This is a genomic window from Actinomadura scrupuli, assembly GCF_050971785.1.
Taxonomy (GTDB): domain Bacteria; phylum Actinomycetota; class Actinomycetes; order Streptosporangiales; family Streptosporangiaceae; genus Actinomadura_E; species Actinomadura_E scrupuli.
The window spans coordinates 764,876-787,555 of sequence record NZ_JBPCCU010000003.1 but is presented as its reverse complement, the minus strand read 5'-3'; the positions used below and the strand labels follow the sequence as shown (position 1 = coordinate 787,555).

Here is a 22,680-nt window from a genome sequence, read left to right as displayed (position 1 = left end):
TGTCCTTTCGATTTCCGCCGTTTGAACCGTTGATCTCCGGAGACTCCCTATACGCGCCACGACGTGGCGCGCGCAACTGATCCGGAGGTAACAACGATGTTCGCTCTCATCGCGGCAATCGTCTTCGCCATCGCCCTCGTGGCGGACCTGGCGAATATTTCGTCCGACCTGTTCAACAACGGCACCCTGACCGTGCTCGGCCTGTTCTTCGTGGCGCTGCACCTGGCCGGGTTCGGCACCAGCACCAACTGGCGCGGCGGCTGGTCCCGTGGCCGTGCCCGTGCCCGCCGCTGACCCGCCGCGGCGGGGTGGTCAGGCGATCGCCGTGCCGGTGACCGCATGACCACCGGGGGACCAGGCCGGATCGCCGCCGGCCGGGGGCCCGCCGGTCACCTCCGGTGGCCGGCGGGCGGCCCGGCGCCCTCGTCGCCCGGCTCGGCTCCGCGTTCGGCGCGGAGCCGGTCGGCGTGGCGCTGCAGCCCCGGCAGATCCATGACGGTGATCTTCCGCCGGCCCGTCTGTACCAGGCCGAGGTCGCGCAGGTCCTTGAAGGCCCGGGCCGCGGTCTCCCGGGAGGCGTCCACCCAGCTGCCCAGCTCGGCCTGGGACAGCTGCGGGTGGATCAGGATGCCGCCGTCGGAGCCGGGCGGGTCGTGCTGCTCGTAGTGCTCGGACAGCTCGGCCAGGTAGATGAGCAGATCGGCGATCCGCAGCGCGCCGCCGCCCGTGGCGTGGGCCTGCGCCCGCCGGTCCGCGTCGTCGAGGCGGTTGACGACGGTCCCGGTCACCATCCGGGAGACCCGGGGGTGGCCGTCCAGGAACGTGGTGAACCGGCCCGCGGGCACCACCAGGGTGTTGAGCGGGCCGAGCGAGGTGACCGTCGCCGAGCGGCTGCGGTCCCCGAACATCGCCCCTTCGCAGACGAGGTCGCTGGGGCCCCGGACGGCCAGGAAGACGTCGTGGCCCTCGCTGGTGGAGGAGGTCACCTTCACCCAGCCGGTCATGATGATGACCACGTGATCGGATCCGTCGCCCTGCGAGCAGAGGGGGATCTTCGCGGGGTAGGTGCGGGGGCGGCCGTAGGCGCGCAGGGTGCTGCGCTCGGACTCGGTCAGGTCGTTCCAGAAGCGGCGGCGGATGAATGGCTGGTGAGTGGTCCCTTCGAGCACCGAGGATCCGTTTCCGTGCGGCCCCGTCCGGACGACGGGGGTGCGGGGTCCGTAGGCTCCAATTCACACCTCTCGCAGCGGTCCTGACAACCCCTGACGTCAGGGGTTGTCAGGGGACCGGCACCCGGGACAGAGGGGGAGTGGGGCGCTGAACCCGGTGTCACGGGTGCCGGCGATCAACCCCCCGTGAGCAGCGCCGTCAGCAGGCTCCACGCCAGGAAGGCCACGCCCGCGGCGTAGGCCCAGTTCAGTGCGGCGTGCGCCAGCGCCTCCCGGCGTCGTACGGCGGCGGTCAGCATGATCAGCCGGTCCAGCGCCTCCATGGACTCCAGCTCCTCGGCGCTCGCCGGCCCGGACGGGGCGGCCGCGCCGGGGACGGGTGGTTCGCCGGCGGCGGCCCCCGTGGACGGGCCGGGCTCGTCCCGCCACGCGCCGCCGACGACCGCCTGCGCACCCGCACGTCCCGCCAGGACCAGGAGCACGGTCACGCGCGCTGCCAGGGCCAGCACCGGCAGCAGCGCGGCCAGCAGCACGATCGAGGCGGAACCGGCCGACCAGGCCGTGCGGGCCTGGAAGACCAGCCCGAGGCCGATGGTCGTCACCGTCCAGGAGGCGAAGGCCGTCGCGTGGTTGGATCGTCGCAGCGCGGTCAGCACCGCCGCCAGGGCAGGGACGGGCTCGTCCCACCGGGCGCCGGGCTCCGGGCCGCCGTACATCGACACGGTGAACTCCGGTGGTGCGGGCGCCCCGTGCCTCTCGTCCTGATGGAAACCCGCCATAGATCGAGATGCTGGTCCACGGCGCGCGGGTCGGCTGTGTCAGCTGACACACAGCCGCGGATCAGGGGGCGAGCGCGGCCAGCAGGCGGTTCACCGGGCTGCCGAGATTCCACCGGTCGGCGAGTTCCACCAGCCGTTCCGGGTCACGGGGGGTACGGGGGAGCCGGTCGTCGATCTCGGGCAGCTCGATGTCGGTCACCACCTGGACCACGGTCCGGGCCGCGGCGAGGTAGTCCAGGGCGGCGGCGAGCTTGAGGCGGCTCCCGGCCGGGAAGCCGTCGGTGGTCCCGGACTCCAGGGCCGCGAGGATCCCCGGCACGGAGCCGAACCGGGTCACCAGGGCGGCCGCCGTCTTGTCCCCGACGCCGGGCACGCCCGGCAGCCCGTCGCTGGGGTCGCCGCGCAGCGTCGCGAAGTCCGCGTAACCGCGGCCGGGGATGCCGTACTTCGCGGCCACCTCCTTCTCGCCGAGCACCTCGAGGTTCTTGATCCCGCGGGCGATGTACAGCACCTGGACGGGGCCGTCCTCGTCGACCAGCTGGAACAGGTCGCGGTCGCCGGTCACGATGTCCACCGGCCCCTCCGCCCGGACCGCCAGGGTGCCGATCACGTCGTCCGCCTCGTAGCCCGGGGCGCCGAGCCGGGTCAGCCCGACGGCGTCCAGCACCGCCTCGATGACGGGCAGCTGCGCGTCCAGCGAGGAGGGGACCTGGTCGCCGCCGTCCGGTGCGACCCGGTGCGTCTTGTACGACGGCAGGGCCGCCACCCGGAAGGCCGGCCGCCAGTCGGCGTCCATGGTGGCGACCAGGCGCTCGGGGGAGCGGTCCCGTACCAGCCGGGCGATCATGTCGATCAGGCCGCGCACGGCGTTGACCGGTGTCCCGTCCGGAGCCTTCACGGACTCGGGCACGCCGTAGAAGGCGCGGAAGTACAGCGACGGGGTATCCAGCAGCATCAGTCCAGGCACAGGGCCATCGTCGCACCAAGACGCCCGTACCGCCACGAGGCGGTGCCCCCGGGGCCGGGACGGCGGCTGCCTCCGGGCCCCGCCGGGCCGGACCTGGGGTGCGGGCGCCGCCCGGTCCGCCCTGGTGAGGTTAGATGGAGGACTGTGAAGACGGATGTGACGACGGAGTTGTATCCACCCGGGCGGCTCGCCCAGGTGCAGAAGGCCACCGCGGAGCACGGCCTGGGCGCGGTCCTGCTGACTCCCGGGCCCGACCTGCGGTACACCACCGGCTATGACGCGATCCAGCTGGAGCGGCTGACGTGCCTGGTGGTGCCCGCGGCCGATGACCCGTTCCTGGTGGTGCCCCGGCTGGAACTGCCCGCGGCGCAGGCCTCCCCGGCGGGCGCGCTCGGCATCGAGCTCGTCGCGTGGGACGAGACCGACGACCCGTTCGCGCTGGTGGCCTCCCGGCTGCCCCGCGACCTGGCCTCGGTGGGCGTCGCCGACCGGATGTGGGCCGTGATGGCCCTGCGGTTCCGGGACGCGCTGCCGGCCGCCGCCCAGGTGCCGGCCGGCCGGGTCCTGCGCGGGCTGCGGATGCGTAAGAGCGCCGCCGAGGTGGCGGCGCTGCGCGAGGCGGGGGCGGCCATCGACCGCGTCCACCGGCTCGTTCCGGCGCTACTGCGGCCGGGCCGCACCGAACGCGAGGTCGGCAGGGACATCGCCGAGGCCATCATCGCGGAGGGCCATGCCGTGGTCGACTTCGTGATCGTCGGCTCCGGTCCGAACGGCGCCAGCCCGCACCACGAGCTGTCGGACCGGGTCATCGAGGCCGGCGACCCGGTCGTGGTCGACATCGGCGGCACCATGCCCAGCGGCTACTGCTCCGACGAGACCCGGGTCTACAGCGTGGGTGACCCGCCGCCGGGCTTCCTGGCCTACTACGAGGTGCTGCAGGCCGCCCAGCAGGCCGCGTGCGACGCCGTACGGCCCGGGGTGACCCCGGAGGCCGTGGACGCCGCCGCGCGCGATCTCATCGCCCAGGCCGGGTACGGGGAGTTCTTCGTGCACCGCACCGGGCACGGCATCGGGCTGGAGACGCACGAGGAGCCGTACATCGTCTCGGGCAACGCCGAGCCCCTCGAACCCGGCATGGCGTTCTCGATCGAGCCGGGGATCTACCCCGGGGCGCACGGCGCCCGGATCGAGGACATCGTGGTGTGCACCGAGGACGGCTACGAGCGGATGAACCTCGTCGACCGCGGCCTGGTGGTCGTCGGGCACTGAGCGCGCCCGCCGGGCCGCGCTGCGGAATCCCCGCCGTTCCCGTCCTTTGGATCGTTTCAGAGGCGAGGATACGGCGGGGATTTGTCATGTCCGTGCATATCGGCCGTTGGGTGATTACGTAACGATCTCTTCACGAACCGTGCGCCAGGCGTTGCGTGAGTGATCGCATGGGCAGTACGACGGGTGTTCGTGTCCCCCGGATTGCCGTCAGGTTGCCTTGGGATTGCCGATGTGCCCGTAAATCGAGGAGATGCCGTGGCTGAGGTCGTGCTTGAGGGTGTGGGCAAGGTCTATCTCGATGGCACCCGGGCCGTGACCGACCTGAACCTGCGTATCGCCGATGGTGAGTTCCTGGTCCTGGTAGGTCCCTCCGGGTGCGGAAAGACGACGGCGCTGCGGATGGTCGCGGGTCTGGAGGAGATCTCCGAGGGTGTGGTGAACATCGGCGGCCGGGTGGTCAACCGGGTGCCGTCACGCGACCGGGACGTGGCGATGGTCTTCCAGAGCTACGCGCTGTACCCGCACCTGTCGGTGCGCGACAACATCGGCTTCGGGCTGTCACTGCGCAAGGTGGCCAAGGCGGAGATCCGCAAGAAGGTGGACGAGGTCGCGGAGGTCCTGGGCCTGACCGACCACCTGGACCGCAAGCCGCGGAACCTGTCGGGCGGCCAGCGGCAGCGGGTCGCGATGGGACGCGCCATCGTCCGGGACCCACAGGCGTTCCTGATGGACGAGCCGCTGTCGAACCTGGACGCCAAGCTGCGCGTGCAGATGCGGGCGGAGATCGCCCGCATCCAGCGTGACCTCGGGGTGACCACGATCTACGTCACGCACGACCAGACCGAGGCGATGACGCTGGGCGACCGGGTCGCGGTGATGAAGAAGGGTGAGCTGCAGCAGGTCGCGCCGCCGCAGGAGCTCTACGAGCGGCCCGCGAACCTGTTCGTGGCCGGATTCATCGGCTCGCCCGCGATGAACCTGCTGCAGGGCACGCTGACGGGGACGGCGGGCGACCTGCACGTAGAGATCGGCGGCCAGAGCCTGACGCTGGCCGCCGAGGTGCTGGAGAACCGGCCCGCGCTGGAGGAGCACATCGGCCGGCAGGTGATCGTCGGGATCCGGCCGGAGGACATGGAGGACGCCGCGCTGGTCGAGGTCCGCGACGGGGCCCTGCTCACCTCGACGGCGGACCTGGTCGAGGCGATGGGCTCGGACGTGCTCGTCCACTTCGGCGTGGACGCCGCGCAGGTCGTCACCGAGGACACCAAGGAGCTCGCCCGCGACGCGGGCACCGACGTGCTGGGAGCGCTGGAGGCGTCGCGGACCGACATGGTCGCGCGGTTCTCCCCCCGCACCGCCGTGAAGGTGGGCGATCCGGTGCGGGCGCACGTCGACACCGGGCGTCTGCACTTCTTCGATCTCGAGTCCGGTGCGTCGATCTGGGGGTCCCCCCAGGTGGCCGAGCCGGCAGGACAGGAAGGTTAGAGATGCGCAATCACCTTAAATGGACCGCCGTCGGGGCGGCTTTGCTGCTCGCGGCCACCGCGTGCGGCGGCGGCAAGAAGGACGACGCGCAGCCATCGGGCGGTACCGCCCTCAAGGGCGTGACGCTCGACATCTACGCGGTGTGGACCGGGCAGGAGCAGGCCAACTTCAAGAAGGTGCTGGACGCCTTCAAGGCCAAGACCGGCGCCACCGTGCGGTACACCTCGACGGGCGACAACCTCGCCACCGTGCTGGGGTCGAAGATCGCCGGTGGCCAGGCGCCGGACGTGGCGATGATCCCGCAGCAGGGCGTGCTGGTGGAGTACGTCAAGAAGGGCTGGGTCAAGCCGCTGGGCCCGGACGTGGTCACGGCGATGGGCCAGAACTACTCCAAGATCTGGCAGGACCTCGGCTCGGTGGACGGCAAGCTCTACGGCGTCTACTTCAAGGCCGCGAACAAGTCCACGGTGTGGTACCGGTCCCAGGCGTTCACCGACGCCGGGATCACCACGCCTCCCGCGACCTGGCCGGACCTCGTCAAGGCGGCCGGGACGCTGGCGGACTCGGGCACGCCTCCCTTCGCGGTCGGCGGCGCCGACGGATGGACGCTGACGGACTGGTTCGAGAACGTCTACCTCTCGCAGGCCGGCGCCGACAACTACGACAAGCTGTCCAAGCACGAGATGAAGTGGACCGACCCCACGGTGAAGACGGCGCTGAAGACGCTGGCCGAGATCTGGGGCAAGCCGAACTACATCGCCGGTGGCCCGTCGGGCGCGCTGCAGACCGACTTCCCCAAGTCGGTGACCAACACCTTCGGTGCTCCTCCCAAGGCCGCGATGGTCTACGAGGGCGACTTCGTGGCGGTCAACATCGGCAAGGACACCAAGGCCAAGGTCGGCACGGACGCGAAGGTGTTCCCGTTCCCGAAGGTCGGCGCGCAGCCCCCGGTGGTGGGCGGCGGTGACGCGGCCGCGGTGCTGAAGGACTCGCCCGGCGCCCAGCAGCTGGTGGCGTTCCTGGCCTCCAAGGAGGCGGCGACGATCGAGGCGAAGGCGGGTGGTTTCACCTCCCCGAACAAGAGCGTCGACGTGAGCTCCTACCCCGATGACACCCAGCGGACGATCGCGAAGGCACTGGTGGACGTCGGAGACGGATTCCGGTTCGACATGTCCGACCTGGCGCCGGCGGCGTTCGGCGGCACCAAGGGCGCGGGCGAGTGGAAGGCCCTGCAGGACTTCCTGACCAAGCCCACCGACGTCGACGGCGCGGCGGCCAAGCTCGAGGCCGAAGCGGCCAAGGCCTTCAAGAACTGACCGGAGAACCCATGGCATCGAACCCCGAACCACCCCCGGACGAGCCCACCGCCGGCCCAGCCGCCGGTGCCGCCGTCTCCGTCGGGGCCGATGCCCCGGCCCAGCCGCCCCTCGCGCCCTCCGAAGGCGGGAGCGGGCGGCTGGGCCCACCGCCGGCGCTGTCGGCCGGCTTCCTGTTCCCGGCGCTGCTGCTGCTGGGCCTGCTGGTGGTCTACCCGATCTGCTACACGCTGTGGCGGAGCCTCTACGACGCCGACGGGTCCGGCTTCGTCGGCCTGGACAACTACGTCACGATGTTCACCGACTCGGCGACGTTCACCGCGATCAAGAACAACGTGATCTGGGTGCTGGTCGCCCCGGCACTGGTCACCTCGCTGGGCCTGATCTTCGCGGTGGTGACCGAGCGGGTCCGGTGGGCGGTCGCCTTCCGGCTGGTGGTGTTCATGCCGATGGCCATCTCGATGGTCGCCGCCGGTGTGATCTTCACGCTGGTCTACGACCACGACCCCGACCAGGGCGTGCTGAACGCGGTCGTGGTCGGGGTGCACGACAGCTTCACCGAGTCCTCCGCCTACCCGGGCGCCCATCCCCGTGACGGCGGCCCGCTCAAGAGCGTGCCGGGCGGGGCGTTCGAGACCACCGCGCAGGTGCGACCGGGGCAGAGCGTGCTGCTGCCGCTGGTCGCGGTCCCGCCGGAGCGGCAGGCGAAGCTGGGACGGGCCCGCGCGGCCACCCCCGCGCCGGGCACCATCACCGGCACCACGTGGCTGGACTTCACCCCCGGCGGCAAGGGCGCGCCCAACCAGATCGACGCCAACGAGAAGAGCCTGCCCAAGCTGCGGCTCGAGGCGGTCTCCGGCGGCAAGGTCGCGGCCCGCGCGACCTCGCGGGCGGACGGCACGTTCACGTTCAAGGACCTGCCCGCCGGGTCGTACACCGTGCGGGTGGCGGCCTCCAACTTCGCGCCCCCCTACGGCGGGGTGACGTGGCTGGGACCGTCGCTGGTGACCCCGTCGATCATCGTGGCCTACATCTGGATGTGGGCGGGCTTCGCGATGGTGCTGATCGGCGCCGGTCTGGCCGCGATCCCCCGGGACGCGCTGGAGGCGGCGCGGGTCGACGGCGCGACCGAGTGGCAGGTGTTCCGGCGGGTCACCATCCCGCTGCTGGCGCCGGTGCTGCTGGTGGTGCTGGTCACCCTGGTGATCAACGTGTTGAAGATCTTCGACCTGGTGTACATCATCGCGCCGGGGGCGTCGCAGCAGAACGCGAACGTGCTGGCCCTGCAGATGTACCTCAAGTCCTTCACCGGCGGCAGCAGCGACCAGGGGCTGGGCAGCGCGATCGCGATCGTGCTGTTCCTGCTCGTGCTGCCCGCGATGATCTTCAACATCCGGCGATTCCGGCAGGAGCAGGCATGAGCGAGCACGCGGTGAGCGACGTGGCCGTGGCGGACCCGGCCGCCAAGGAGCAGGCGACCGGCATGGGCGCGCCGCACCGGGGGCTGGCCTCCCGGCTGGTCAACCGCCTCGGCGGCGGGTTCGCGCAGACCGTTCTGATCGTGGTGGCGCTGATCTGGCTGGTGCCGACCATCGGCCTGTTCATCGCCTCGCTGCGCTCCTCGACCGACAACTCCGCCGGCGGGTGGTGGACGGTGTTCACCAAACCGGCCCAGCTCACCCTCGGCAACTACGACACGCTCCTGCACAACGACACCATGACGCAGAGCTTCGTCAACACCATCCTGATCACGGTGCCGACCACCGTGCTGGTGGTGGTCGTGGCGTCGCTGGCCGCCTACGCGTTCGCCTGGATCGAGTTCCCCGGCCGCGACTGGCTGTTCCTGGTCGTCATCGGCCTGCTCGTGGTCCCGGTCCAGGTCGGGCTGATCCCGGTCGCCAAGCTCTACGGGAGCCTGCACCTGTTCGGGATCCCGGGGGTCGTGCTGTTCCACACCGCGTTCGGCCTGCCGTTCGCGATCTTCCTGCTGCGCAACTACTTCGCCGGCATCCCCCGCGACCTCCTGGAAGCCGCCCGCATGGACGGCGGCACGGAGTGGACCATCTTCCGCAGAGTGATCATGCCGCTCGGCGGACCGGCGATCGCCTCCCTCGGGATCTTCCAGTTCCTGTGGGTCTGGAACGACCTGCTCGTCGCCCTGATCTTCGCCGACCGCGGCTCCCAGCCGCTGACCGTCGCGATCCAGCAGCAGACCCGTCAGTTCGGCACCAACCTCGACGTCATCGCGCCGGGTTCGTTCCTGTCGCTGATCGTCCCCCTGATCGTCTTCTTCGCCTTCCAGCGCTACTTCGTCCAAGGGGTGCTCGCGGGCTCCGTCAAGTGAGGCCCGCGGCGCCGTGACCTCGCGGCGGGCGCCCGTCCCGCCGCGAGCGCACAGCCGGGCGCACTCGTCCACAGCCTGTGGACAACACTGTGGGTGACCTGTGCGTCTCACTCCCCGCCGCGCCCGGTCCCGCCGCGCCACCAGGCCACATGCCCGCAGGGGCGTCCACAGGCCGCCCGCGGGAACGGCCGACGCCCCCGCCGGTACGGCCCGGCGGGGGCGTCGGTGACGAGCGGGCGGATCAGGCCTCGGCGCCGGCCTCGGCCTCGGTCTTGGCGGCGAAGTCCGGGTGGCCGATGGCCAGTCCGCTCACCGGGTCGAAGAAGTGCAGGCTGGCGGTGTCGATGGCCACCTCGATCTCCTGGCCGGGGCGGACGTGGGAGCGGGCGTTGACCCGGGCGGTCCACAGCGCCTTGTTGTCGATCAGGGGGATCGCGGTGTCCTCCTCCTCGCCCTCGGTGGCGTCCTGGGCCAGGGCGAGGGTGTCCTGGTGCTGCACCGGCGGCGCGTCGATCGTGAAGATGACGTTGATCTCGCTGCCGAGCTCCTCGGTGACGGTGGAGGTCACCCGGATCAGGGCCCAGTCGGGCTTGGCGTGCGCGGCGTCCTCGAAGTCCGACGGGCGGATGCCGAGGATCAGCTTGGTGCCGATGTAACCGTCCAGGCCCGGCTTGGCGGCGAAGACGTCCGCGGGGACGGGAAGCTTGAAACCGGCGAACTCCACATGGGCGGTGTCGCCGTCGCGGGTCAGCGCCGCGTCGACGAAGTTCATCGACGGCGAGCCGATGAAGCCCGCCACGAACAGGTTCACCGGGCTGTCGAACAGCCGCTGCGGCGTGTCGACCTGCTGCAGCTTGCCGTCGCGCAGCACGCAGACCCGGTCGCCGAGGGTCATGGCCTCGACCTGGTCGTGGGTGACGTACACGGTGGTGACGCCCAGCCGCTCGTGCAGCTGGTTGAGCGACGCGCGCATCGAGACGCGCAGCTTGGCGTCCAGGTTGGACAGCGGCTCGTCCATGAGGAAGGCCTGCGGCTCCCGGACGATCGCCCGGCCCATCGCGACGCGCTGCCGCTGGCCGCCGGAGAGGGCGGCGGGCTTGCGCTTGAGGTACGGCTCCAGGCCCAGCATCTTGGCGGCCACGGCGACCCGCTTCTTGATCTCCGGCTTGGGGGTGCCGCGCAGCTGCAGGCCGAACGCCAGGTTCGCCTCGACCGTCATGTGGGGGTACAGCGCGTAGTTCTGGAAGACCATCGCGATGTCGCGGTCCTTGGGGGCCAGGTCGTTGACGACCCGGTCACCGATGCTGATCTCACCGCCGCTGATGTCCTCCAGACCGGCGATCATGCGCAGCGCCGTCGACTTGCCACAGCCGGACGGGCCGACGAGCACCATGAACTCGCCGTCGCGGATCTCCAGGCTCAGCGCGTCCACCGCCTTGACGCCACCGGTGTAGATCTTGTCGACGCTGTCCAGCACGATCTGGGCCATCGGGAAACCCCCTCCATGAATACGTTTCCAACGAACTTCATCAGGAGCACTATGTCCTGTCAAGAGGCGATCCATCAGCTTTCCGGGTGATGCCGCAGGCCGGGGCCGTACCGCACGAGCCCCCAAGGGCGGGGAACCGGGTGGAACGGATGCATAATGGAATCGTTTCCACAACGGGACCACCTGGGAAGATGATCCCATCCGATGGGGGAGGTGAGCGGTGCCGATCAGCCGCCGAGCGGTGACGATCAAGGATGTCGCCGCCACCGCCGGAGTCGGTGTCGCGACCGTCTCGCGGGTGCTGTCGGGCACCGGGTCGGTCAGCGCGGCCACCCGGGACCGCGTCCTCACCGCCGCCCGCCAGCTCGACTACCGCCCCAGCGCCCTGGGCCGCAGCCTCAAACTGCAGCGGACCGGCAGCATCGGGCTGCTGATCCCCGACATCACCGACCCGTTCTGCGCCCAGCTCACCGCGGGCGTGCTGGACTGCGCGCGGAGCCTGGGGGAGTACGTCATCATCGACGTCGCCCACGACGACCCCGCGCGCGAGGCCGAGATCATCGACCGGTTCGTCGAGCAGCGGGTGGACGGCATCATCGCCATCCCCGGCAGCGGCGACGTCGCGACCTGGGAGGCGGTCGCCCGGATCGGGGTCGCCGCGGTCTTCGCCGGCCGCACCGTCGAAGGGCTGTCCGGGGTCCCCTCGGTGGTGGCCGACGAGCGCGCCGGGGTGCGCTCGGTCGTGGAGTACCTCGTCGGGCTCGGCCACCGCCGCATCGGCTTCCTCGGCGGCCGGCTGTCGGTGACGACCGGCCGCGACCGCGAGGAGGCCTTCCGCGGCACCCTCACCGACCTCGGGGTGCCGGTGGAAGAGGACCTCATCGTGCGGGCCCGGCCCACGGCCGACAGCGCCTACGCGGCCGCGGCCAGCCTCTTCCAGCGCCGCTCGGACGTGACAGCGGTGCTGGCCGCCGGTCATCTGCTCGGCGAGGCCGCGGTGCTGGCCGCCCGGGAGCTGACGCTCCGGGTACCGGCGGACGTGTCGATCGCGATGGTCGACGACGTGCCCTGGGCGGAGCTGTGCGAGCCGCCGCTGACCGTGGTGGCCCGCCCCGCCCACGACCTGGGGTATCGCGCCGCCGAACTGCTGCTCCGCGACCCCGCCCGCAGGGAGCGCGGCCGGCCGGTGGTGCTGCCCACCGAGCTGGTCGTCAGGGGCAGTTGTGGTCCCCCGGCCGGAATGCCCGGTAGCTCCGCGCGATCGTCTCGTACACGGTAAGTTCACCACTTGTGGAGGAGATGGATCGTCAGATCATGTCGTTGCTGGCCCAGGACGGCCGCATGAGCTTCACCGATCTGGCCAAGGAGACGGGCCTGTCGGTGTCGGCGGTGCACCAGCGGGTGCGGCGGCTGCAGAAGCGCGGGGTGATCCGGGGCTTCGCCGCGCTGCTGGACCCGGACGAGATCGGCCTGCCGATGACCGCCTTCATCTCGATCAAACCGATCGATCCGTCGGCGCCCGACGACTGCCCGGACCGGCTCGCGCACCTGCAGGAGATCGAGGCCTGCCACTCGGTGGCCGGCGACGAGAACTACATCCTCAAGGTCAGGGTCGCCTCCCCGGGCGCGCTGGAGGACCTGCTCCAGCAGATCCGGACCGCCGCCAACGTCTCCACCCGCACGACCGTCGTGCTGAGCACCCCCTACGAGGGCCGCGCCCCGAGGCTGTGACCCGCCCGGGACGGGCAGGGCTCGGGATCCAGGTTCGGGCGGCCCGCCCGCCCGCGGCCCCTTCAGTGTCCTTCGGGCACGAAGTACGTCCAGGTCTCGACGGTGCGGAAGCCGAGCGACTCGTACAGCGAGTAGCCCTCGTCGCTGGCCTGGAGGAAGGCGGAGCGGGCGCCCGCGGCGAACCCGTCCCGCAGGATCGCCTCCGTCACGGCCCGGCCGTACCCCCGCCGCCGGTGCCGGGGCGGCGTCGCGATGTTGAAGACGCCGATGTGCTCCCCGGCGCGCGCTCCGAAGCCGGTGGCGACCGGCTCCCCCTCGTTCCGTACGAGGTAGGCGGCCGCCCAGGGAGCCTCCAGTATCGCCGGGCTCGCGAACGCGGCCATCACGTCCACGGGCGCCTCGAAGCCGGCCGCCAGAGTCTCGGCGTAGACCTGACGATCGCCGTCACCGACCCTGTGGACCGGGTACGGCCCCGGGGCGGGCACCGGCCGGGCGGCCGTCCGCACCATGAGGGGCAGCACGTGCCGCCGGACCAGCCCGTGGCCGGCGGCGATCCCGGCCACCGCGGGACCCGGCTCGCCGCGGACCTGGATGCACCAGGGCAGATCCCCGCCCGTCATCGACCGGGCGAACTCCGCCACCTCATCGGCGTCCGGCTCCGTGCCACCGGCGAAGACGCCGTTCAGCGTGGCCACCGGCAGGCCGGTCGCCAGCAGCCTGGTGGAGTGCCTCCCCGTCCGGCTCCGCCCGCCGGGCATCAGCGTGACCAGCCCCTCGACGGCGGTGAAGAAGGCGTGCGCCGCCTCGGTCGCGGACCCGGCGGAATCTCTGGTGATACTCATGATGGAGCAACTTAATACAAAGGGTGACCAGGTCGGATGTTCCACCCAGCGGCAGCGGTGACGATCGCCCGGTGGGCGTACCCGGGCCGGCGCGGGAAGGCCACGAACTCGCCGCTGTATCCGCCGAAGAGGATCGCCCAGTCCGGGTGCCGGGCGGCCAGGGCGGCCACGACCTCGTCAGGATGCCGCATCGTGGTCCTCGCGCGGCTTGGGGCCGAGCCTTACCCAGACGACCTTGCCGATCCCGCCCGTACCGGGACGACACCCCCACGCGTTGGACCTCGCCCGCACGATGAGCAGTCCGCGGCCCGACTCGGCCTCCAGGTCCTCCGGTCGCGCCCGGGGGAGGCCCGGGCCGTCGTCCCACACCGCGACCTCGACCTCCTGGGTGCCGGAATGGAACGCGATGAGGAATGCCAGCTTCGATCCTCGTCCGAACGCGTTCGTCACCAACTCGGAGACCACGAGTGCGACATCGTCCTGGAGGGCGGGCATTCCCCACGCGTCCAGGGCCGAGGCGGCGATGGCCCGTGCGGTACGGGGCGCGAGCCGATCGCATTCGACCATGGCGGACCGGTGTGGTGAATGGTCCGGAGGTGCTATGGGAAACCACGTCATAGGGCTGCTCCATCGGGGTTGTTCGGAGATGCCCTCAACGGTGACTCTCTGTGGTTAGGCTGGTCCATACGGTTTTCTCGATGCCCCGCGACCGGCGAAAACGAGGCAGACATATGGGACGGCCCCCCAAGCCCATAAATCCCACGGAGTCGTTGACCGCCTTTTATGGGTGGAAAGTCAGGACGCTTCGCGAAGAGCGGGGGGGGTGGACTCAGGTCGATCTGGGAAAGAAGATCGCGCTCGGCGATGACGCGGTCTCCAAGCTGGAGCTCGGCAAGTCTGCACCCGACGACCGGACGGGCGAGTTACTCGACACGACCTTCGACACGGGCACGTACTTCACCGAACTCGCCCCTCTGGTTCGCAAGGAACGCATCCCCGGGCCCGCTCGCAGCCTCGCCCAGAGTGAAGCGGTCGCCAACATCATCCGGATCTACGAACCTTCGCTCATCACCGGACTCTTCCAGACCGAGGCCTACATCCGGGCGAAGGCCGAGACCGGCCCGTACGCAGACGACGTGGACGAGATCGTCGCCCAGCGACTCCGAAGGCAGGAGATCCTGAAGCGGAAGGACCCGCCCCGCATTGTGTTGATCACTGATGAAGTGGCTCTTCGGCGCGGGATCGGAGGGCCGGAGGCGTTCAAGGCTCAGCTCGAACATCTCGAAGAAGCGACTCGGCAGAGGAACATCACCATTCAAGTCGTCCCGGTGACGACCACGGCCTACGCAGGCCTCGCCGGAGCCTTTACCATCATGTCCTTTATCGAAGACCCTGATGTGGCCTTCGTGGATGGAGCCAACAGCAACGGGCAGTTCATCGATCGGCCCGATATGGTGGCCGGGCTCATGGAGACGTACGATCTGATCAGAAGCGCCGCTTTGCCTGCCGCGCAGTCGGCGCATTTGATCAAGGAAATCCGGGAGTCCCTGTGACCGATTTTTCGCGGGCCGTTTGGCGCAAGAGCAGCCACAGCAGCGATGACTACGGTCAGTGCGTCGAGCTGGCCGCCGTAGCGGGTGTGATCGGCGTGCGGGACAGCAAGCAGGGTGACGGCGGCCCCGTCCTGGAGTTCAGCCGGGTCGAGCTGTCCGCGTTCCTGCACGCCGTGAAGGGCGCCCGGCGCGCCTGGTGAACCCGCGGGGTGCGCGGCGGGCGCCGGTTCAGGCGTTGTAGCCGCCGTGGGCGTCCAGCACCGCGCCCGTGACGTACGACGCGGCGGGGCTCGCCAGGAAGGCGATCGCCGCGGCGATCTCCCCGGGGTGGCCCATGCGCTGCAGGGACAGTGAGCCGAGCAGGGCCTTGAGGGTCTCGGGGTCCGGCGGTTCCATGCCGCTCTCCATCAGCCCGGCCTCCACGACGTTGGCCGTGATGCCCCGGGGCCCGAGGTCCCGGGCGACGCCCATGGTGTACCTCTCGACCCCCGACTTGGTCGCGGAGTAGTCGGCCAGGCCGGGGAGGCCGACCCGGGAGCCCAGCCCGGAACTCACCGTGATGATGCGGCCGTCCGCGCGCAGCACCCGGGAGGCGGCCCGGATGACGGCGATCACGCCGAGGTAGTTGGTGGCGTGCATCCGGTCGAGCGCGGCGGTGTCGGCGTCCGGGTCGTCCACCGTGCGGCCCTGCTCCACGCTGATCGCCGCGTTGTTGACGAGGATGTCCAGTCCGCCGAAGTGCGCGACCACGTCGTCGATCAGCGCCGGCGCCCGGCTCATGTCCGCCTGATCGGATCTGAAGGCGGCGGCCTTCGCCCCCGTGCCGCGCACCTCGGCGACGACGGCCCGCGCCTGCTCCTCGGAGCTGACATAGGTGAACGCGACGTCGGCGCCCTGCTCGGCCAGCAGCCGTACGGTCGCGGCTCCCAGTCCGCGGGACCCTCCGGTGACCAGGGCGACCTTGCCCGTGAGCGGCTTGTCCATCATTCCCACCTCGCTGATCGATCCTTGTGTTCCGACAGTCGCAACAGTATTTGTTACGACTGGTGATCGCAACCTTTGCTGTTACGACTGTGCGGTCGTAACATGGAGCGTTGCGACCGAGCGGAGGGGTTCATGAGCGCCAACAGCAGGCTGACCATCGCCGCCCACGCGCTGGCCTGGATCGGCCTCTACCAGCGCCAGGGCCATGAGGTCGCCACCTCCGAGCAGATCGCGACCAGCGCGAACACCAATCCCGTGGTGATCAGGCGGCTGCTCGGCGAGCTGCGCAGGGCGGGGCTCGTGGAGTCCCGGCGGGGCGTGGGCGCGGGCTGGTCGCTGGTGCGCGAGCTCGGGTCGATGACGCTGCTCGACGTGTACGAGGCGGTGGAGCCGGGCCCGCTGTTCGCGATGCACCGCGCCACCCCGGATCAGGGGTGCGTGGTAGGTTACGGCATCCAGCCGGCGATGCAGGGCATCTACGAGGACATCGAGGAGACCCTGAGGCGCCAGTTGGCCCGCGTCACGCTGGAGGACGTCCTCCAGGACGCCCTCGCGGCCCCTCGCTAGGGGCGGGTCTCTGGCGAGAAAAGCACGAACCCAGGGGTCTCCACGGTGCTTTCCCGCCAGAGAACGACATGCACCGGCATCACTGACCACCGGTCGGCACCGCCGCCGGCCTTTGGGGCCGTACGGCTAGGCGGACGGGGCGAAGGCCACCAGGGCGTCCTCGGCGCGGCGCATCGAGACCTCGGGATCGGCGTGCGGGCCGCCGACCTCCGGGTCGAAGTTGAGGTCGAGGAAGGTCTCGGTCACGCCCTGCTCCCCGAGGGCCCCCAGGTCGTCGCGGATCTTGGCGTACGACCCGGTGAGCGGGCGCTGCTCGCCTGCGGGCGCAGCGGGTGTGCCGCTCTCGCCCCGCACCCGTACGACGCCGCGGCAGATGAAGCGCAGCGCCTCCGGATCGCGGCCCGCCTCGGCCGCGACGTTCTTGATCAGCGTGATCGACTCGCCGATGGCACCGAGGTCGGCCCTGCTGGAGCTGATCCAGCCGTCGGCCAACCGGCCGGCGCGGCGCAGCGCGGGCTCGGACGTGCCGCCGAGCAGCAACGGCGGGTGCGGCGACTGCAGGGGCTTGGGATCCATCACCACGGGCGGGATGTCGTAGAACTCACCGTGGAACTCGGTGACCGGCTGGGTCCACAGGGCCCGCAGCGCCCCCAGGAACTCCTCGGCGCGGGCGCCCCGGCGTTCGTAGGGCACGCCGACCGCGGCGAACTCCTCCGGCATCCAGCCCAGCCCCAGCCCGAGGTCCAGCCGCCCGCCCGAGACGTGGTCGAGGGTGGTGGCCTGCTTGGCGAGCAGCGGCGGGGACACGAAGGGCAGGTTGACGATCGCCACGCCGAGCCGGATCCGGCTGGTCCGCCCGGCCAGGTAGGCCAGCGTGATCAGCGGATCGGGCACGTTGCGGTAGGTCTCGTCGGCCGAGTCCGCGGGGTTGACCAGCCGTTGCAGGGTCCACAGCGAGTGGTAGCCGAGCTCCTCGGCGCGTCCGGCGATCTGCAGCTGGTGGGCGGGCAGTGCCCAGGATCCCGTGTCCGGGACCGCGAATCCGATCTTCATCTGAGCGACCCTACCCACTGGGCCGGCCGGGATGCGGGGAAGCCGCGGCTGCCGCGGGGAGGCGGCCGTTACCCTGGCGGTACCGGCCGGAGGAGGCCCGGAAGTCCGCGGGAAGGGTGGTGGGCGGGGTGCGGGAGTCGGCGATGGAGCGCGCCGGTGAGCTGGCGCAGGCGGTCAAGCCGAGGCTGCGGGGCTGGCTGCATGCCGGGACGTTCCCGCTGGCGCTGGTGGCCGGCACGGTGCTCGTCGCGCTCGGTCCCACCCTCGCGGCCAGGTTGTCGGCGGCGGTGTACTCGCTGACCTCGGCGCTGCTGTTCGGGGTCTCGGCGGCCTACCACCGCGGGCAGTGGTCGCCCCGGGTGGACGGCCTGCTCCGGCGGTTCGACCACGCCAACATCTACTTGATCATCGCGGGCACGTACACGCCGTTCGCGCTGCTCATCCTGCGCGGCGACGTCCGGATCCTGGTGCTGGCGGTCGTCTGGACCGGGGCGATCGCCGGGGTGGCCTTCCGGGTGCTGTGGGTGCACGCGCCGCGCTGGCTCTACACCGCCCTGTACCTCGGGCTGGGCTGGGTCGCGACGCTGTTCATCCCGCAGTTCCTGCGGGGCACCGGGGTGGTGGTCGCCGTACTGGTGATCATGGGCGGCGTGCTCTACAGCGCCGGGGGGCTGGTCTACGGGCTGCGCCGGCCGGACCCCTCACCGCGGTGGTTCGGGTTCCACGAGGTCTTCCACGCGCTCACGGTCGCCGCGTACGTCCTGCAGTACATCGCGGTCTCCTTCGTGGTCTACCGCGCCGGCGCCGTCTGACCGCTTCGGCGCATACACCCCGCTCTGACGGGGACTCGCCTGGAAGCCGCTCCGCCCCTGGTCGGAGGGGGGTACGGCGGGTTCGCGGCGGGCCACGATTGACTTCACGGACCCCTCGCCAGAAGGTCCCTGCATGGGTTCGCGAGTACAACGTGGTGAGGCCTCCGGGCCCGCCGAATGGCTGTTGGTCTTCCTCCAGGCGCGTGACATGCCGCCCCGGGCCCGGACCGGGCTCGCGGTGGGTCCCGCCGAGTGGCTGCTGGCGTTCCTGGACGCCGCCCGCGCCACCGCCATCACCGTGCGCGACAGCGCGCAGACGCAGTCCGGCCTGCCCTTTCCGGCGCAGGCACCATCCGAGTCCGAGGGGGTTCTACTGGACCGTTTCGCTGTGCAGGGAGCATAAATGATCATCCAACTTCTCTGCGCCGCCGTGCTGGGCGGCGGGATCGGGGGCGCCGAGCTGGTGGCCCGCTACCGGGACAAGCCGGCCTCCGCGGTGCTGTCGCCGTCCGGCCTGCTCTACGTCTTCGTCAACGCGGCCGCCTCGGTGATCGCGCTGGTGGCGATCGAGGCGGCGGGCTGGCAGTTCGGGCTGCCGGCCGGGGTGCCGCCGATCAGCGGCTACGTCGTGCAGGTGATGGTGGCGGGGATCGGGGCGGCGGCGCTGTTCCGCACCTCGTTCACCCTCGCCCAGGACAGGGGGATCAGCCTCGGCCCGATCCTGCTGCTGCACGGCATGCTCAAGATCGCCGATGGGGCGCTGGAGCGCAAGCGGGCGCTGAGCCGGCTGTCCCACAACGATCTCGCCGGGCTGTCCTTCGTCCGCGACCACGCGGCACTGGCCGAGCTGTGCTGTCACGCGCTGCAGCACTACGAGCTGCCCGAGGCGCAGCGGCTGGGCGAGCTCGCCGCCGATCTCGGCTCCCGCGACGACCTGACCGACGCGGACAAGCTCGACTGCTTCGGGCTGGAGCTGTCCCGGCTGGTGGGGGAGCGGGCGCTGCGCAAGGCGGCCGACCGGCTGCGGGACCGCCCGCGCGACACCGAGGAGACGCCGGCGGAGGCCGAGCACCGCGAGCGCGGTGAGGCGGACCAGCGGCCCTCGGTGGTGGCGGGGCGGCCGGATCACCAGGAGCGCGACGACGAGCTCGTCGGCTCCTCGCGGCTGGGGGGACCGGCGGTGACCGGGCGGCTGACCCGCCGTTCGTTCCGGGACTCCTACCGGGACTCCTAGCCCGCGGGCCGGCCCGGCCGGTCCCGCCCTCCGTCCCCGTCTCAGCACACGAGCGTCGCCCAGGTACGTCCCGCATTTGCATGCGGGACGTACCTTTTTTATGTCTTCCCAGGTCAGGGCCATTGGTCTAGGTCGCGACATGGGGTGATCTGGAGTGGCTCCCCGAGCGCGGATGGTAATTCCCGGTCACGGGTTGGTTGCGAAGGCCTGAAGCGGGGTTGACGGGCGGGGGGTCTGGTTTCTAGATTCCGGGCATTAATTAGGACAGTTTCCTAATAGTTGATCGCAAGGTCGCCTGACGGTCACCGAGCCACGAGCCACCGGGAGGAGGGGCATGCCGGCCACACAGCCCGTACCGGGCACGCCGAGCCTGATGCGGGCCATCAACGACCGCGCCGCGCTGCAGGCGCTCCTCCAGCACGGCCCGATCACGCGGCCGGAGCTCTCGGGCCTCACCGGGCTGTCGAAGCCGACCGCCTCCCAGCTGCTGGGCCGGCTGAAGGACGCCGGGCTGGTCATCCTGGACGGCCGCCGCGAGGGGCTGCCCGGCCGCACGGCCGAGACGTACCGGATCAATCCGCGGCTGGCTCTCATCTGCGCGCTCGACGTCACCGGCGCCCGGATCGAGGCCCTGGTCTCCGGGATCACCGGTGAGGTGATGGGGAGGTTCCTGCTGCCCACGCCGGGCCGGTCCGGCGGAGACGCCGTGTCGCGGGTGCGGGCGGCGGTGGCCGGCGCCTGCGCGGACGCCGGCATCTCCCCGGGCGAGCTCAGCCGGGTGACCATCGGGATCCAGGGCGCCATCGACCCCGGCACCCGCCGTCTCTGGTACGCGGCGCACATCCGCGGCTGGCAGGTCCCCGACCTCATCGGAGTCCTCGAGGACGGCCTCGGCATGACGGTCGAGGTGGAGAACGACGTCAACCTCGTCGCGCTGGCCGAGCACGCGCACGGCGCCGCCCGCGGTCACCAGGACTTCGTGCTGCTGTGGGGCGGCCGGGGCCTGGGGGTAGCGCTGGTCCTCGGCGGCCGGCTGCACCGGGGCGCCACCGGCGGCGCGGGCGAGGTCGGCTTCATGCCCATGCCCGGCGTGCCCACCGCCCGGGAGGCCGGCCGGTACGCCATCCACGGGCTCCAGGCCCTGGCCGGCGGGCGGGCGCTGCACTCGGTGCTGCGCTCGCACGGCTTCCGGGGCACCACCGCGGGCGGGGCGCTGCGTGCCGCCGTGCTCGCCCGCAGCGGCGGCGACCCGGCGGCGGCGGCCCGCGCGGCGGACGCGCTCCAGGAGGTGGCGGCGCGCGTCGCGACCGGGCTGGCCGCCATCACCGCCCTCATCGACCCCGAGGTCGTCGTGCTCACCGGCGAGGTGCTCCTCGCCGGCGGCGACGAGCTGCGGGGGCTGGTCGAAACCGAACTCCACACCATGACCATTCCGCAGCCCCGGCTGCGGATGTCCGCCGTCGAGGGCAATCCCGTCCTCGCCGGTGCCCTCGAGCACGCTCTCAGCGCGACCCGCGACGAGCTGCTCGGAGCAGCGCTCACCCACTGACCCCGACCGAAACCGCTCTACCTCTATCCCCGAGAGGAACCACTCAATGTCACAGATCCCCGTTCCGTCGAACGGCATCGACCGGCGGACGATGCTCCAGCGTGTCGGCCTCACCGCACTGATCGCGGGCCCAGGCATCTCCATGCTGAGCTCCTGCGCCACCAGTGGCAGTTCCAGCGACAAGGCCACCGCGAAGGCCAACTCGGCGGACCCGAAGAACCCCTTCGGGGTGAAGGCGGGCGCGCCGCTCGACGTCGTCATCTTCAAGGGCGGCTTCAGCGACGACTACGCCACCCAGGTGCACGAGCCGCAGTACGTCACGGCCTTCCCGGGCGCCAAGATCAAGCACGAGGGCGTCGTCGCGATCGGCAAGACCCTGCAGCCGCGCTTCACCGGTGGCACCGACATCCCGGACGTGGTCGACAACTCCGGTACCGACCTGATGGACCAGGGCGCCCTGGTCACCGCCGGCCAGATGCAGGACCTCACCAACTTCTGGGACGCCCCGTCCGTGGACGACCCGGCCAAGAAGGTCCGCGACACCGTGCTCGCCGGTTCGGTCGAGTACGGACTGATCCAGGGCAAGCCGTACATCATGCCGTACGCGGCCTCGACCTTCGGCCTCTGGTACAACGCCAGCCTGTTCCAGAAGAACGGCTGGACCCCGCCGAAGACGTTCGACGAGTTCAAGGCGGTCTGCGAGAAGATCAAGGCCGCCGGCATCACGCCGTTCGCCTACGCCGGCAAGAACGCCTCGTACTACATGTACTGGATGATCCTGATCTCCGCCGCCAAGATCGGCGGCAACCAGGTGCTGCTCGACATCGACAACCTCAAGGACGGCGCCTGGACGGCCGAGCCGGTCAAGCAGGCCGCCGCCGCGTGGGCCGAGATCGGTCAGAAGTACTCCGACAAGCCCTACCTCGGCCTGATCCACACCGAGGTGCAGACCCGGCAGAACCAGGACAAGGTCGCCTTCTACCCCTCCGGCGACTGGCTGGAGAACGAGCAGAAGAAGTCGACCCCGGCAACCTTCAAGTACGCCCTCACCCCGACCCCGAGCGTGACCGCCGCCGACAAGCTCCCCTTCGAGGCGATCCGCGTCGCGCCGGGTGAGAACTTCTTCGTCGCAGCCAAGGGCGCCAACCCCGCCGGCGGCATGGAGTACCTGCGGCAGATGCTGAGCAAGTCGGCCGCGCAGGGCTTCTACAAGAAGGCCGGCGCCATGACGATCGTCAAGGGCGCCCTGGAGGGGCTGACCCTGTCCCCGGGCGCGCAGAGCGTCGTGGACGCGCAGAAGGCCGCGGGCAGCAACATCGTCACCTACAGCCAGTTCGAGTCGTGGTACAAGGAGCTCGAGACCGAGCTGCGCAACCAGACCAACAAGCTGATCTACGGTGGCGGCACCGCGGACGCCTTCTGCGCGGCCATGCAGAAGGCCGCCGACAAGACCAAGAGCGACTCCTCCATCACCAAGCAGCCCCCCAGGACCAGCTGAACCGGGCGTCGGGGCACACAGAGACGGAGTAACGCGACC

25 protein-coding genes are annotated in these 22,680 nt (G+C 70.9%); 16 read left to right on the top strand and 9 right to left on the bottom strand.

What is annotated here, in order from left to right; genetic code table 11:
• Positions 1-96: 96 nt before the first annotated feature.
• Positions 97-294, top strand: coding sequence for a hypothetical protein (locus tag ACRYCC_RS17970; RefSeq protein WP_433813465.1), 198 nt, complete (start codon positions 97-99; stop codon positions 292-294).
• A gap of 95 nt (positions 295-389) precedes the next feature.
• On the opposite strand, the gene ACRYCC_RS17965 is transcribed toward ACRYCC_RS17970, so the two are convergent.
• The 3 genes from ACRYCC_RS17965 to ACRYCC_RS17955 form a co-directional block, all read right to left on the bottom strand.
• Complete coding sequence (locus ACRYCC_RS17965; RefSeq protein ID WP_433813463.1) at positions 390-1,169, bottom strand: Crp/Fnr family transcriptional regulator; 780 nt, start codon at positions 1,167-1,169, stop codon at positions 390-392.
• 176 nt (positions 1,170-1,345) lie between these two features.
• Positions 1,346-1,948 (bottom strand): hypothetical protein, encoded by a 603-nt coding sequence (locus tag ACRYCC_RS17960; RefSeq protein WP_433813462.1) that lies wholly within the window; start codon positions 1,946-1,948, stop codon positions 1,346-1,348.
• Positions 1,949-2,009: 61 nt separating this feature from the next.
• Positions 2,010-2,915, bottom strand: coding sequence for a 5'-3' exonuclease (locus ACRYCC_RS17955; RefSeq protein WP_433813460.1), 906 nt, complete (start codon positions 2,913-2,915; stop codon positions 2,010-2,012).
• A gap of 144 nt (positions 2,916-3,059) precedes the next feature.
• Here ACRYCC_RS17955 and ACRYCC_RS17950 point away from each other — a divergent pair, with 144 nt between their 5' ends.
• The 5 genes from ACRYCC_RS17950 (at position 3,060) to ACRYCC_RS17930 (ending at position 9,329) form a co-directional block, all read left to right on the top strand.
• Positions 3,060-4,184 carry a M24 family metallopeptidase gene (locus ACRYCC_RS17950; protein WP_433813459.1) on the top strand — a complete coding sequence of 375 codons (1,125 nt, stop codon included), beginning with the start codon at positions 3,060-3,062 and terminating at the stop codon, positions 4,182-4,184.
• 255 nt (positions 4,185-4,439) lie between these two features.
• Positions 4,440-5,669 (top strand): ABC transporter ATP-binding protein, encoded by a 1,230-nt coding sequence (locus tag ACRYCC_RS17945; RefSeq protein WP_433813457.1) that lies wholly within the window; start codon positions 4,440-4,442, stop codon positions 5,667-5,669.
• Between the two features lie 2 nt (positions 5,670-5,671).
• A complete protein-coding gene (locus tag ACRYCC_RS17940; protein ID WP_433813455.1) occupies positions 5,672-6,985 on the top strand; it encodes an ABC transporter substrate-binding protein in 1,314 nt (437 codons plus the stop codon).
• Between the two features lie 11 nt (positions 6,986-6,996).
• Entirely contained in the window at positions 6,997-8,406 is a 1,410-nt protein-coding gene (locus ACRYCC_RS17935) for an ABC transporter permease subunit (protein ID WP_433813454.1), read from the top strand.
• The gene (locus ACRYCC_RS17930; protein ID WP_433813453.1) at positions 8,403-9,329 is read left to right on the top strand and encodes a carbohydrate ABC transporter permease; all 927 of its coding nucleotides are present in this window, start codon (positions 8,403-8,405) and stop codon (positions 9,327-9,329) included. Before ACRYCC_RS17935 ends, ACRYCC_RS17930 begins: the two co-directional genes overlap by 4 nt.
• Before the next feature lie 241 nt (positions 9,330-9,570).
• Here ACRYCC_RS17930 and ACRYCC_RS17925 read toward each other — a convergent pair whose 3' ends face one another.
• Entirely contained in the window at positions 9,571-10,818 is a 1,248-nt protein-coding gene (locus ACRYCC_RS17925) for an ABC transporter ATP-binding protein (protein WP_433813452.1), read from the bottom strand.
• Between the two features lie 220 nt (positions 10,819-11,038).
• On the opposite strand from ACRYCC_RS17925, the gene ACRYCC_RS17920 reads away from it, so the two are divergent.
• Positions 11,039-12,097: a LacI family DNA-binding transcriptional regulator gene (locus tag ACRYCC_RS17920; protein WP_433813450.1), complete on the top strand. Its 1,059-nt coding sequence runs from the start codon at positions 11,039-11,041 to the stop codon at positions 12,095-12,097.
• 20 nt (positions 12,098-12,117) lie between these two features.
• Complete coding sequence (locus ACRYCC_RS17915; protein WP_433813448.1) at positions 12,118-12,549, top strand: Lrp/AsnC family transcriptional regulator; 432 nt, start codon at positions 12,118-12,120, stop codon at positions 12,547-12,549.
• Positions 12,550-12,611: 62 nt separating this feature from the next.
• On the opposite strand, the gene ACRYCC_RS17910 is transcribed toward ACRYCC_RS17915, so the two are convergent.
• From ACRYCC_RS17910 to ACRYCC_RS17900, 3 genes are read right to left on the bottom strand one after another with little or no spacing between them, the layout of a single operon-like run.
• Positions 12,612-13,391, bottom strand: coding sequence for a GNAT family N-acetyltransferase (locus ACRYCC_RS17910; protein ID WP_433813446.1), 780 nt, complete (start codon positions 13,389-13,391; stop codon positions 12,612-12,614).
• Positions 13,392-13,402: 11 nt separating this feature from the next.
• Complete coding sequence (locus ACRYCC_RS17905) at positions 13,403-13,582, bottom strand: hypothetical protein (protein ID WP_433813444.1); 180 nt, start codon at positions 13,580-13,582, stop codon at positions 13,403-13,405.
• A complete protein-coding gene (locus tag ACRYCC_RS17900) occupies positions 13,569-13,958 on the bottom strand; it encodes an ATP-binding protein (RefSeq protein ID WP_433813442.1) in 390 nt (129 codons plus the stop codon). Before ACRYCC_RS17900 ends, ACRYCC_RS17905 begins: the two co-directional genes overlap by 14 nt.
• A 203-nt stretch (positions 13,959-14,161) precedes the next feature.
• Between ACRYCC_RS17900 and ACRYCC_RS17895 the strand changes: the two genes are divergently transcribed.
• Both ACRYCC_RS17895 and ACRYCC_RS17890 read left to right on the top strand, forming a co-directional pair.
• Positions 14,162-14,944, top strand: a complete 783-nt coding sequence (locus tag ACRYCC_RS17895; protein WP_433813440.1) for a helix-turn-helix domain-containing protein — start codon at positions 14,162-14,164, stop codon at positions 14,942-14,944.
• Complete coding sequence (locus ACRYCC_RS17890; RefSeq protein WP_433813439.1) at positions 14,941-15,144, top strand: DUF397 domain-containing protein; 204 nt, start codon at positions 14,941-14,943, stop codon at positions 15,142-15,144. The genes ACRYCC_RS17895 and ACRYCC_RS17890 overlap by 4 nt, the downstream gene beginning before the upstream one ends.
• A gap of 28 nt (positions 15,145-15,172) precedes the next feature.
• Here ACRYCC_RS17890 and ACRYCC_RS17885 read toward each other — a convergent pair whose 3' ends face one another.
• Positions 15,173-15,928: an SDR family NAD(P)-dependent oxidoreductase gene (locus tag ACRYCC_RS17885; RefSeq protein WP_433813437.1), complete on the bottom strand. Its 756-nt coding sequence runs from the start codon at positions 15,926-15,928 to the stop codon at positions 15,173-15,175.
• A 132-nt stretch (positions 15,929-16,060) separates the two neighbouring features.
• On the opposite strand from ACRYCC_RS17885, the gene ACRYCC_RS17880 reads away from it, so the two are divergent.
• Positions 16,061-16,495, top strand: a complete 435-nt coding sequence (locus tag ACRYCC_RS17880; RefSeq protein WP_433813435.1) for an Rrf2 family transcriptional regulator — start codon at positions 16,061-16,063, stop codon at positions 16,493-16,495.
• Between the two features lie 126 nt (positions 16,496-16,621).
• On the opposite strand, the gene ACRYCC_RS17875 is transcribed toward ACRYCC_RS17880, so the two are convergent.
• Entirely contained in the window at positions 16,622-17,548 is a 927-nt protein-coding gene (locus tag ACRYCC_RS17875) for a TIGR03619 family F420-dependent LLM class oxidoreductase (protein ID WP_433813433.1), read from the bottom strand.
• 143 nt (positions 17,549-17,691) lie between these two features.
• Here ACRYCC_RS17875 and trhA point away from each other — a divergent pair, with 143 nt between their 5' ends.
• The 5 genes from trhA (at position 17,692) to ngcE (ending at position 22,641) form a co-directional block, all read left to right on the top strand.
• Positions 17,692-18,360, top strand: a complete 669-nt coding sequence (gene trhA / locus ACRYCC_RS17870) for a PAQR family membrane homeostasis protein TrhA (protein ID WP_433813915.1) — start codon at positions 17,692-17,694, stop codon at positions 18,358-18,360.
• Between the two features lie 133 nt (positions 18,361-18,493).
• On the top strand, positions 18,494-18,763 hold the full coding sequence (locus ACRYCC_RS17865; protein ID WP_433813431.1) for a hypothetical protein: 270 nt from the start codon (positions 18,494-18,496) through the stop codon (positions 18,761-18,763).
• Positions 18,764-19,594 (top strand): hypothetical protein, encoded by an 831-nt coding sequence (locus ACRYCC_RS17860; RefSeq protein ID WP_433813429.1) that lies wholly within the window; start codon positions 18,764-18,766, stop codon positions 19,592-19,594.
• Positions 19,595-19,928: 334 nt separating this feature from the next.
• Positions 19,929-21,143 (top strand): ROK family transcriptional regulator, encoded by a 1,215-nt coding sequence (locus tag ACRYCC_RS17855; RefSeq protein ID WP_433813427.1) that lies wholly within the window; start codon positions 19,929-19,931, stop codon positions 21,141-21,143.
• A gap of 46 nt (positions 21,144-21,189) precedes the next feature.
• Entirely contained in the window at positions 21,190-22,641 is a 1,452-nt protein-coding gene (gene ngcE / locus ACRYCC_RS17850) for an N-acetylglucosamine/diacetylchitobiose ABC transporter substrate-binding protein (protein ID WP_433813425.1), read from the top strand.
• Positions 22,642-22,680: the final 39 nt, after the last annotated feature.

Bases quoted from the DNA above. Each gene is read 5' to 3' on its own strand.
- ACRYCC_RS17865 (WP_433813431.1), top strand. From the start codon at position 18,494: ATGGGTTCGCGAGTACAACGTGGTGAGGCCTCCGGGCCCGCCGAATGG.
- ACRYCC_RS17855 (WP_433813427.1), top strand. From the start codon at position 19,929: ATGCCGGCCACACAGCCCGTACCGGGCACGCCGAGCCTGATGCGGGCC.
- ACRYCC_RS17880 (WP_433813435.1), top strand. From the start codon at position 16,061: ATGAGCGCCAACAGCAGGCTGACCATCGCCGCCCACGCGCTGGCCTGG.
- trhA (WP_433813915.1), top strand. From the start codon at position 17,692: ATGGAGCGCGCCGGTGAGCTGGCGCAGGCGGTCAAGCCGAGGCTGCGG.
- ACRYCC_RS17915 (WP_433813448.1), top strand. From the start codon at position 12,118: ATGGATCGTCAGATCATGTCGTTGCTGGCCCAGGACGGCCGCATGAGC.
- ACRYCC_RS17900 (WP_433813442.1), bottom strand. From the start codon at position 13,958: ATGGTCGAATGCGATCGGCTCGCGCCCCGTACCGCACGGGCCATCGCC.
- ACRYCC_RS17930 (WP_433813453.1), top strand. From the start codon at position 8,403: ATGAGCGAGCACGCGGTGAGCGACGTGGCCGTGGCGGACCCGGCCGCC.
- ACRYCC_RS17935 (WP_433813454.1), top strand. From the start codon at position 6,997: ATGGCATCGAACCCCGAACCACCCCCGGACGAGCCCACCGCCGGCCCA.
- ACRYCC_RS17925 (WP_433813452.1), bottom strand. From the start codon at position 10,818: ATGGCCCAGATCGTGCTGGACAGCGTCGACAAGATCTACACCGGTGGC.
- ACRYCC_RS17960 (WP_433813462.1), bottom strand. From the start codon at position 1,948: ATGGCGGGTTTCCATCAGGACGAGAGGCACGGGGCGCCCGCACCACCG.
- ACRYCC_RS17970 (WP_433813465.1), top strand. From the start codon at position 97: ATGTTCGCTCTCATCGCGGCAATCGTCTTCGCCATCGCCCTCGTGGCG.
- ngcE (WP_433813425.1), top strand. From the start codon at position 21,190: ATGTCACAGATCCCCGTTCCGTCGAACGGCATCGACCGGCGGACGATG.
- ACRYCC_RS17940 (WP_433813455.1), top strand. From the start codon at position 5,672: ATGCGCAATCACCTTAAATGGACCGCCGTCGGGGCGGCTTTGCTGCTC.
- ACRYCC_RS17885 (WP_433813437.1), bottom strand. From the start codon at position 15,928: ATGGACAAGCCGCTCACGGGCAAGGTCGCCCTGGTCACCGGAGGGTCC.
- ACRYCC_RS17875 (WP_433813433.1), bottom strand. From the start codon at position 17,548: ATGAAGATCGGATTCGCGGTCCCGGACACGGGATCCTGGGCACTGCCC.
- ACRYCC_RS17905 (WP_433813444.1), bottom strand. From the start codon at position 13,582: ATGCGGCATCCTGACGAGGTCGTGGCCGCCCTGGCCGCCCGGCACCCG.
- ACRYCC_RS17860 (WP_433813429.1), top strand. From the start codon at position 18,764: ATGATCATCCAACTTCTCTGCGCCGCCGTGCTGGGCGGCGGGATCGGG.
- ACRYCC_RS17910 (WP_433813446.1), bottom strand. From the start codon at position 13,391: ATGAGTATCACCAGAGATTCCGCCGGGTCCGCGACCGAGGCGGCGCAC.